Annotated in this window: 7 protein-coding genes and 2 pseudogenes; 7 read left to right on the top strand and 2 right to left on the bottom strand. The window is 67.4% G+C overall.

Annotation, left to right across the window (positions count from 1 at the left end; all coding sequences use genetic code 11):
* A partial coding sequence (locus I71_RS39210; RefSeq protein WP_042699717.1) for a hypothetical protein occupies window positions 1–518 on the bottom strand: 518 nt, incomplete at its 3' end.
* Here I71_RS39210 and I71_RS24420 point away from each other — a divergent pair.
* The 3 genes and pseudogenes from I71_RS24420 to I71_RS24430 all read left to right on the top strand — a co-directional run.
* Window positions 442–1,608: pseudogene (locus tag I71_RS24420) on the top strand (lysine--tRNA ligase); the annotation flags it as partial. The gene I71_RS39210 and the pseudogene I71_RS24420 overlap by 77 nt on opposite strands.
* 513 nt (window positions 1,609–2,121) lie before the next feature.
* Entirely contained in the window at window positions 2,122–3,018 is an 897-nt protein-coding gene (locus I71_RS24425; protein WP_042699719.1) for a hypothetical protein, read from the top strand.
* A gap of 140 nt (window positions 3,019–3,158) precedes the next feature.
* On the top strand, window positions 3,159–4,376 hold the full coding sequence (locus tag I71_RS24430; protein ID WP_042699724.1) for a DUF2336 domain-containing protein: 1,218 nt from the start codon (window positions 3,159–3,161) through the stop codon (window positions 4,374–4,376).
* Window positions 4,377–4,411: 35 nt separating this feature from the next.
* On the opposite strand, the gene I71_RS24435 is transcribed toward I71_RS24430, so the two are convergent.
* A complete protein-coding gene (locus tag I71_RS24435) occupies window positions 4,412–4,897 on the bottom strand; it encodes a hypothetical protein (RefSeq protein WP_042699727.1) in 486 nt (161 codons plus the stop codon).
* A 281-nt stretch (window positions 4,898–5,178) separates the two neighbouring features.
* On the opposite strand from I71_RS24435, the gene mdh reads away from it, so the two are divergent.
* The 4 genes and pseudogenes from mdh to sucA all read left to right on the top strand — a co-directional run.
* On the top strand, window positions 5,179–6,147 hold the full coding sequence (mdh, locus tag I71_RS24440) for a malate dehydrogenase (protein ID WP_042699729.1): 969 nt from the start codon (window positions 5,179–5,181) through the stop codon (window positions 6,145–6,147).
* A gap of 132 nt (window positions 6,148–6,279) precedes the next feature.
* Complete coding sequence (gene sucC, locus I71_RS24445) at window positions 6,280–7,476, top strand: ADP-forming succinate--CoA ligase subunit beta (RefSeq protein ID WP_042699732.1); 1,197 nt, start codon at window positions 6,280–6,282, stop codon at window positions 7,474–7,476.
* A gap of 1 nt (window position 7,477) precedes the next feature.
* The gene (gene sucD, locus I71_RS24450) at window positions 7,478–8,353 is read left to right on the top strand and encodes a succinate--CoA ligase subunit alpha (protein WP_014246680.1); all 876 of its coding nucleotides are present in this window, start codon (window positions 7,478–7,480) and stop codon (window positions 8,351–8,353) included.
* A 307-nt stretch (window positions 8,354–8,660) separates the two neighbouring features.
* A pseudogene (gene sucA / locus I71_RS24455) lies at window positions 8,661–9,646 on the top strand (2-oxoglutarate dehydrogenase E1 component); the annotation flags it as partial.

Below are 9,646 nucleotides of genomic sequence, written 5' to 3' on the forward strand. Positions count from 1 at the left end.
GGCCGCGGCTGGCTGACCTCGCCCGCCGCACGATTGGGCATGACGCCACCCAGGCGGCGGCCCGCCTGCTGAGCGGCGGTGCCCTGCCGGCCCTGCCCCGCAACCTGCCGACCGCCACGACCTTCACGCCGCACCCGGACACCGCCGCTTCCGCCGCCGACGACGTGCCGACCGTGGTCTATGCCCCCAGCTGCGTCAGCCGGACCATGGGACCCGCGGCCGCCGACCCGCAGCAGCGCCCGCTGCCCGAGGTCGTCGAATCGGTGATGCGCAAGGCCGGCTTCCGCATCCTCTATCCGGAGGCGGCGGACGGCCAATGCTGCGGCATGCCGCTGGAGAGCAAGGGGCTGATCGAAGCGGCGGACGCCAAGGCCGACGCCATGCTGGCCGCTCTGAAGAAGGCCAGCCGGGGGGGCCGTTACCCGGTGGTGATGGACACGCTTCGGCTTCGAATACGAGTTCCAGTCCTCCACCGACTGGTACAAGTCCGGCCGCTTCGACGAGGCGCTGCTCGGCATCCTGCGCCATTACGACGAGGTGATGGCGGTGATGCTGCCCACCCTCGGCGCCGAGCGTCAGGCGACCTACAGCCCCTTCCTGCCGATCTCCCCCTCGACCGGCCGCGTCCTCCAGGTGCCGATGCTGGAGCGCAATGTCGATGCCGGCACCATCGTCTTCGAGGACGAGGACGGCAGGAAGGTCGAACTGCCGGTCACCGGCGGCCATGTGAAGCTGCAATGGAAGCCCGACTGGGGCATGCGCTGGTTCGGCCTCGGCGTCGATTACGAGATGTACGGCAAGGACCTGATCCCGTCGGCCGAACTCGCCGGCAAGATCTGCAAAATCCTCGGCGGCACCCCGCCGGAGGGCTTCAATTACGAGCTGTTCCTCGACGACAAGGGCCAGAAGATCTCCAAGTCGAAGGGCAACGGCCTGACCATGGAGGAGTGGCTGGCCTATGCGCCGCAGGAGAGCCTCGCCCTCTACATGTTCCAGAAGCCGAAGTCGGCCAAGCGCCTTTATTTCGACGTCATCCCGCGCGCCGTCGACGAGTATCTGACCTTCGTCGACAAGGTGCATGGCGAGGAGCCGGCCAGGAAGCTGGAGAACCCGGCCTGGCACATCCACAACGGCAAGCCGCCGGCGGTGCGCTCCGACGTATCCTTCAACCTGCTGCTCAATCTGGCCGGTGCGGCGAATGCCGAGACCAAGGACGCCATGTGGGGCTTCATCCGCCGCTACGCCCCCGAGGCCACGCCGGAGAACAGCCCCTTCCTCGACAGCATGGTCGGCTATGCCGTGCGCTACTACCAGGATCAGGTGAAGCCGACCAAGCAGTTCCGCGCGCCGACCGATGCCGAGCGCGCCGCCTTGCAGGATCTGCTGGCCAAGCTCGACAGCCTGCCGGCCGACTCCCGCGCCGACGTCATCCAGAACGAGGTGTTCGAGGTGGGCAAGGCCCACGGCTTCACCGAACTGCGGGCCTGGTTCCAGGCGCTGTACGAGGTGCTGCTCGGCCAGACCACCGGTCCGCGCATGGGCTCCTTCATCCAGCTCTACGGCCTCGACGAGACCAAGGCGCTGATCCGCGGGAAGCTGGCGGCCTGACGCGCGTTCCAACAATTTGACGAAAAAGGAGGGGTGTCGCAGGACACCCCTTTTTTCGTTTACGAACATTCGCAGACGCGATGATTTTCGGAATCGATCGTTCGCCCGCCCCGCAACAGCCATTTTGCCCATTCAAAAGGCAGAAACCTGCCCACAAGCCCATGCGTTATGCAAACCAAACGATATTCCATACGCTGTTATGCGGGCGTCGCACCGCACCAATTCAAAAAGGGTGGTACCGCTAACACGACGGCAGGCTTAAACTCCGCCTCGTTACTGCATTTTGCAGTGCGTTTCCTCCCTAGACTAAAGGCCGCGCCCATTCGGGCTGCGGCCTTTTTTTTTGCCCGTACCGACCGGCGTTCGATTGGCTGCCCCCGCCCGACCCTGTGACGGCGGCCCTGTGACGGCCATCACAGCCATGATCGATAAAATACCGGATAAATTGTTCCGGTGATGACGACCGGCCCGGATGGCCGGCCGGCTGGACCGCATCGGGAGGGAGGCCGTGGGATGACAGCAGATCCGCCGCCGTTCGAACGCCACCATCGCACGGCACAGGCTCTGGTCAGCACCTTTCAGGAAGCGCTGGAACCGCAATTCTCCGCCAAGGGCGCGCTGTCGCGCGAGGAGTTCGCCCGTGCCATGGGGCTGATGATGGCACATTGGCCGTCGGTGCTGCCGCTGTTCGCGTCGATCTGCCAGTCCTGCACGGCCGCCTCATGCGGCGGCTGCGAGACCGGGAGGGAGGAACCGCCACAACTCGGCTCCGGCGGACGGCGGCGCGACTTCGTCACCCGCCTGATGGTGTCGGCCCTGCGCGCCAGCCTGCCCGACCGGATGGACCCGATCACCGGCGCCAGCTTTCCCCAGGTGATCGTCCCCGGCCTGCAATCGACCCTGACCGCGCTCTTCTACGAGAAGGAATGGGAGGCGATGAACGCCAGCGTCATTGCCCTGTTCAACCGTCTCGGCACCGACCGCGATGCCGAGGTCTGGGACCGGCTGGCGCATGAGGAGACGCTGGCAGTGCTGGCCGACACGCCCTTCATCCGGGTGATGCTGCGTTTCCGACAGTTCCACCAGCAGCGCCAGACCTTCATCCGCCGGATGGGCGAAACCCTGCGCGACCGGCGTTTCGTCTTCGCCGAGGAGCATTTCCAGGCGCTGTTCGACGCGCTGTTCGGCCGGTTGCGCGACGGCCTGCGCACCGAACTGGGCCGTGCCCGCACCGACATCCAGTATGGCGAGGGCACGGCGGAAGCGCTGCTGCGCATCTTCGACCAGTTCGACAAGCACCGGCAGGAACAGTCCATGCCGGTCCGCGTGCTGGGCGGCCGGCAGATGCCGCGCCCCATGCTGGCGCAACGCAGCATGCTGGGTGCCACTCCGGCGGCCAAGCGGCGCTGACGGTGTCTGCGCCGGATGTCACATGCCGGGCCGCCGCCGAATTAGGAAGCCGTTAACCGGGGAGACGCTTCGATGGAGTGCATGATCCTTCCACCGCCGCGTCGCCTCCGCCACGGCACAACCACAAGGCTTCAGGTCCGGTGACAGCCCGGCTCTCCCCCTCCCGCCCGTCCCGCCGTCTCCCGGAGGAGCCGGAGTGCGGCGTCGCGCCCGAACTGCTGGACTACCTGTTCGCCGAGTCGCCCCAGGCGGAAGCGGCGCCGGCCGCTGCACCCCAGCCCAGCCGCAGCGTGGCCCGTCAGGTCGGCGACGTGCTGGTCGAATCGCGGCTGGCCGGCATGGGCGATGCCGACGTCCGTTCCACCCTGGCCCGCAAGCTGTGCCGGCTGCTGCCCGACCTGCCGCCGGGCGGGGCCGACACCGTCAGCGCCGTGGCGGTCCGTGCCCTGGAGCAGCTGGCCCGCGACCACATCGTCCGCGTGCGCGAAGCTCTGGCGACGGCGATCAAGGACATTGCCTGCGCCCCGCCGTCGGTGGTGGCGACGCTGGCGCGCGATGTCGAACGGACGGTGGCGGAGCCGGTTCTGCGCTGCTGCGCCGCGCTCAGCGACGAGGATCTGCTGGACATCGTCGCCGCGGCCCCCGCCGGCTGGGCATTGTCGGCCATCGCCCGGCGCCACAGCATCGGCACCGCCCTGTCGGACGCCATTGCCGGCAGCGGCCATGCCGAGGCGACCGGCATCCTGCTCGACAACAGCGGGGCCGTGATCGCCGAACCCACCCTCGACCGGCTGGTGGAGCAGTCGGCCCACCATCCCGACTGGCGGGAGAAGCTGGCCCGCCGTCCCGCCCTGCCCCGCCGGCTGGCGCTGCGGCTGGCCGATTTCGTCGATCTGGCGGTGGTGGAGCATCTGCGGCGTCGCCGCGATTTCGACGACACGACGGTGGCGGAAATCGCCGCCACCACCCGCCGCCGCATCGATTGGGCCGAAGCCGCCGACTCGGCCGAACCGCCGGAACGCCGCGCCGTCCGCCTGCACCGTATCGGCAAGCTGGACGAGACCGCGCTTGGCGATGCGATGTCGTGGAACGAAACCGGCTTCGTGCGGGCGGCGCTGACCCTGCGCGCCCGCGTGGCGCCGGAGGTGGTGGACCTGATCCTCGACGCCCACGACCCGCAGGCGGTCACCGCCCTGGTGTGGCGGGCCGGCCTGTCGATGCGCTGCGCCATGCAGATCCAGGCGCGGGCCGCCGGCATCCACCCGCGCGCCATGCTGAACGCCCGGCAGGGCAGCGGCTTCCCGCTCTCCCCCACCGAGATGGCCCGCCATCTGGAACGCTATGGGGTCGGGCCGTAGGGGGGCGAAGCCGCCCCTCCCCCGGATACGGGTCCTTACTGCACGCCGCCGCGCGGCATCGGCTGGCGCGGCGTGGCGCGGCCGGTGTGCGGGACGGGGGTGTCGGGCGAGACCTCCTTGTAATAGGGGCCGCGGTCGGTCGGGCCTTCCATCGCCTCGGCCGGGGTGACGATCTGTTCGCCGGTGCCGGCGTCGAAGGCAATCAGCGCCTGCTGGCGCACCTTCATGCAGGCGTCGCGCTTGGCCGCCATCTCCGCGGTCAGCGTGCCGTCCAGCGTCACCAGCGGCAGCACCCAGTTCGCCTTCTGATTCTCCGGGATCGAGGTGTAGACATAGTTGGTCAGCGTCTGGCAATAGGCGACGCTGGGGGCCGCCACCGCGTCGGTGATCGGGGCGGCGGCCATGGCGGCGGTGTAGTCGCCGACCGTCTGGGCCTGGGCGGAACCGGCCGCCAGGATGCCGGCGGCAAGCGCCAGCGACAGGGCCGGACCGGAAATGAAACGGGCCACGAGCTTGGCCATCAGCGCTCTCCTTCGACCATCTTTGAACAAGGTAAGGACCGGACGCGAACCATACGTATAAAGCCGAACGCTCCGGCGTTTGGAAAGGATCATCGGGGGTGCGACGCAACGCTGCAATGCCCGATTATGGTTGGGCTTGCGGTCACGCTTGCCCTCCGCGACAAAACGCGCTACCTACGCTTCCGAAATCTCGGGGCGCTGGATCCCTAAGACGTTAGAATGACCAACGGTTCTAGTCTCCCGCTGAATGGGGGACGCTCAAACGTTTTAGGGAACGCTCCATGGCTCGCAAGAAGATTGCGCTCGTCGGTGCCGGCCAGATCGGCGGCACGCTGGCTCTGCTCGCTGCTCAGAAGGAACTGGGCGACGTCGTCCTGTTCGACATCGCCGAAGGCATGCCGGCCGGCAAGGCGCTTGACCTGGCCGAAACCTCCCCGGTCGAGGGCTTCAACGCCAGCCTGACCGGCGGCAACGACTATTCGGTCATCGAGGGCGCCGACGTCGTGATCGTCACCGCCGGCATCCCGCGCAAGCCGGGCATGAGCCGCGACGACCTGATCGGCATCAACAGCGGCGTCTGCAAGACGGTCGGCGAGGCCATCGGCAAGTACGCCCCGAACGCCTTCGTCATCGTCATCACCAACCCGCTCGACGTGATGGTGTGGGTGCTGCAGCAGGCGTCCGGCCTGCCGCCGGAGCGCGTGGTCGGCATGGCCGGCGTGCTCGACTCGGCCCGCTTCCGCTACTTCCTGGCCGAGGAGTTCAACGTCTCGGTCGAGGACGTCACCGCCTTCGTGCTGGGCGGCCACGGCGACACGATGGTCCCGCTGGTGCGCTACTCCACCGTCGCCGGCATCCCGCTGCCCGATCTGGTCAAGATGGGCTGGACCACGCAGGAGAAGCTGGACGCCATCGTTCAGCGCACCCGTGACGGCGGTGCGGAGATCGTCAAGCTGCTGAAGACCGGCTCGGCCTTCTACGCCCCGGCCGCGTCCGCCATCCAGATGGCCGAGTCCTACCTGAAGGACCAGAAGCGCGTTCTGCCGGTCGCCGCCCACCTGAGCGGCCAGTATGGCCAGGACGACCTCTACGTCGGCGTCCCGACGATCATCGGCGCCGGCGGCGTCGAGAAGATCATCGAGATCGAGCTGAACGACGAAGAGAAGGCGATGTTCCAGAACTCCGTCGACGCGGTGAAGACGCTGGTCGACGTCGTCAAGAAGCTGGACGCCGAAAAGGCCGCTTCCTAAGGAACGGACCGCGCGGTCTCCGGTGCGGTTCCGGCCCATTTTCAGGGTCCGGGACCGCGCCGGTGGTGCGCCCGTCTTGTCCTTCAGTCGACCCGTTCTCGTCAGCCGAACCAAAAAACAGATGGACGCCCGATGAACATCCATGAGTATCAGGCGAAAAGCCTGCTGAAGAAGTACGGCGTCGCGGTTCCCCGCGGCGGCGTTGCCTACACCCCGCAGGAGGCCGAGACGGTCGCCCGCGAGCTGGGCGGTCCGGTCTGGGTCGTGAAGTCCCAGATCCACGCCGGTGGCCGCGGCGCCGGCCGCTTCAAGAACAACCCCGAGGGCAAGGGCGGCGTCCGCGTCGTCAAGTCGATCGAGGAGGTCGGCAAGAACGCCGGCGAGATGCTGAACAGCGTCCTCGTGACCAAGCAGACCGGTCCGGAAGGCCGCGAGGTCAAGCGCCTCTACATCGAGGAAGGCGCCGACATCAAGCGCGAGCTGTATCTCGGCATGCTGATCGACCGCGCCACCGGCCGCGTGACGATCATGGCCTCGACCGAAGGCGGCATGGAGATCGAAGAGGTCGCCCACAACACGCCCGAGAAGATCGTCAAGGTCGCCGTCGACCCGGCGACCGGCATCCAGGGCTACCACACCCGCAAGGTCGCCTTCGCGCTGGGCCTGGAAGGCAAGCAGGTCGGCGCCGCCGCCAAGTTCATCCAGGCCGCCTACAAGGCCTTCGTGGATCTGGACTGCGCCATCGTCGAGATCAACCCGCTGATCGTCACCGGTTCGGGCGACATCCTGGCGCTCGACGCCAAGATGAACTTCGACGACAACGCGCTGTTCCGCCACAAGGACGTGGAAGAGCTGCGCGACGAGGCCGAAGAGGATCCGTCGGAGATCGAGGCCGCCAAGCACAGCCTCAACTACGTCAAGCTCGATGGCAACATCGGCTGCATGGTCAACGGCGCCGGCCTGGCGATGGCCACCATGGACATCATCAAGCTGTATGGCGGCGAGCCGGCCAACTTCCTCGACGTCGGCGGCGGCGCCACGAAGGAGCGCGTCACCGCGGCCTTCAAGCTGATCCTGTCCGACAGCAACGTCGAAGGCATCCTGGTCAACATCTTCGGCGGCATCATGCGCTGCGACGTGATCGCCGAGGGCGTGGTCGCCGCGGCCCGCGAAGTGCACCTGCACGTTCCGCTGGTGGTGCGCCTGGAAGGCACCAACGTCGATCTGGGCAAGAAGATCCTGGCCGAATCCGGCCTGCCGATCCTCTCGGCCGACAACCTCGCCGATGCCGCCGAAAAGGTGGTCAAGGCCGTGAAGGAGGCCGCGTAACATGGCTGTTCTCGTCGACAAGAACACGAAGGTGATCTGCCAGGGCTTCACCGGCGCCCAGGGCACCTTCCACTCCGAGCAGGCCATCGCCTACGGCACCAAGATGGTCGGCGGCGTCACGCCCGGTAAGGGCGGCGCCAAGCACCTCGACCTGCCGATCTTCGACACCGTGTCGGAAGCGGTCGAGAAGACCGGCGCCAACGCCTCGGTGATCTATGTGCCGCCGCCCTTCGCCGCGGACGCGATCCTGGAAGCGATCGATGCCGAGATCCCGCTGGTGGTCTGCATCACCGAAGGCATCCCGGTGCTGGACATGGTCCGCGTCAAGCGCGCGCTCGACGGCTCCAAGACCCGCCTGATCGGGCCGAACTGCCCCGGCATCATCACGCCGGACGAGTGCAAGATCGGCATCATGCCGGGCCACATCCACAAGCGCGGCAAGATCGGCATCGTCTCGCGCTCCGGCACGCTGACCTATGAGGCCGTCGCGCAGACCACGGCGGCCGGTCTCGGCCAGACCACCTGCATCGGCATCGGCGGCGACCCGGTCAACGGCACCAACTTCGTCGACAGCCTGGAGCTGTTCGTGAAGGACCCGGAGACCGAGGGCATCATCATGATCGGCGAGATCGGCGGCGACGCCGAGGTCCGCGGCGCCGAGTTCATCAAGGCGTCGGGCACGAAGAAGCCGGTCGTCGGCTTCATCGCCGGCCGCACGGCGCCTCCGGGCCGCCGCATGGGCCATGCCGGTGCGGTGATCTCCGGCGGCAACGACACCGCCGACTTCAAGATCGACTTCATGAAGTCGGTCGGCATCGCCGTCGCCGACAGCCCCGCCAGCCTGGGCTCCACCATGCTGAAGGTGTTCAAGGGCTGATCGCCTGCGGGCGTCACCTCAGCCGTGACGCCCGCGGCCACCGGCTTTTGAAAAGAGGACGCCTTTTGAAGAGGCCGACGGGCGGGACGCTGCGGTGCCCCGCCCGCCGCCCCTTCGGCCTATCCTCTTGGACGGACGATCCTGGGAACCCATATGCAAGCGTCGGCGGTGCTCCCCGCATCCCAGTCAGCACCCCGCCGGCTCTCCTCGCCGGTTCTTGCACATGGGTATCCAACGATCCCCCGTCGCCTTCATCACTCGCGATCATCTCCCACAGGGAATCGGGCTCACGGCCCGAGGTGAAACCATGTCGGCAAATCTGGAACAGACCTCGTTCCTCTTCGGCTCGAACGCCGGTTACGTCGCCGAACTCTACGCCAGCTATCTGTCCAACCCGGCCGCCGTCGACCCCAGCTGGAACGGCTTCTTCCGGGATCTGGACGAGGATTCGCGCGCCGTCCTGGACGAGCTGCGCGGCGCGTCCTGGACCGTGTCCGATCTGGAAGACCCCAAGGCCAAGCGCGATCCGGTCGCCGAGAGCTTCATCGTCGGCGCTCCCAATGGCGCCGCGAACGGGGCCGCCGCCGCGATGAACGGCCCCGGCAACGGCGCCATGCTGGCCCACGCCCAGCAGGTCTATGGTGGGATCAGCCCGCAGCAGCTGCGCGCCGCCACGCTGGACAGCATCCGCGCCCTGATGCTGATCCGCGTCTTCCGCGTCCGCGGCCACATGAACGCGCATTTCGACCCGCTGGGTCTTGAGAAGCGCGAGCCGCATCCGGAACTGGATCCGGCGACCTACGGCTTCGGCCCGGACGACCTCGACCGTCCGATCTTCCTGAACTACTCGCTCGGCCTGGAAACGGCGACGCTGCGCCAGATCCTCGACATCCTGCACAAGACCTATTGCGGGACGATCGGCGTCGAGTTCATGCACATCCAGGACCCGGAGGAGAAGGCCTGGATCCAAGAGCGCATCGAGGGCGACCGCAACCACACCGACTTCACGGTGAACGGCAAGCGCGCCATCCTGGAGCGCCTGACCGCGGCCGAGGGCTTCGAGAAGTTCCTGCAGCTGAAATACACCGGCACCAAGCGCTTCGGCCTTGAGGGCGGCGAGTCGATGATCCCCGCGCTGGAGCAGATCCTGAAGCGCGGCGGCCAGCTCGGCCTGAAGGAAGCCGTCGTCGGCATGGCCCACCGCGGCCGTCTGAACGTGCTGACCAACTTCATGGGCAAGCCCTTCTCCGCCGTCTTCTCGGAGTTCCAGGGCAACCCGTCGAGCCCGCAGGA

It is taken from the genome of Azospirillum sp. B506, from assembly GCF_000333595.1.
Taxonomy (GTDB): Bacteria; Pseudomonadota; Alphaproteobacteria; order Azospirillales; family Azospirillaceae; genus Azospirillum.

Coding starts and splice junctions, on each gene's coding strand:
- sucC (WP_042699732.1), top strand. CDS start 6,280: ATGAACATCCATGAGTATCAGGCGAAAAGCCTGCTGAAGAAGTACGGC.
- sucD (WP_014246680.1), top strand. CDS start 7,478: ATGGCTGTTCTCGTCGACAAGAACACGAAGGTGATCTGCCAGGGCTTC.
- I71_RS24425 (WP_042699719.1), top strand. CDS start 2,122: ATGACAGCAGATCCGCCGCCGTTCGAACGCCACCATCGCACGGCACAG.
- mdh (WP_042699729.1), top strand. CDS start 5,179: ATGGCTCGCAAGAAGATTGCGCTCGTCGGTGCCGGCCAGATCGGCGGC.
- I71_RS24435 (WP_042699727.1), bottom strand. CDS start 4,897: ATGGCCAAGCTCGTGGCCCGTTTCATTTCCGGTCCGGCCCTGTCGCTG.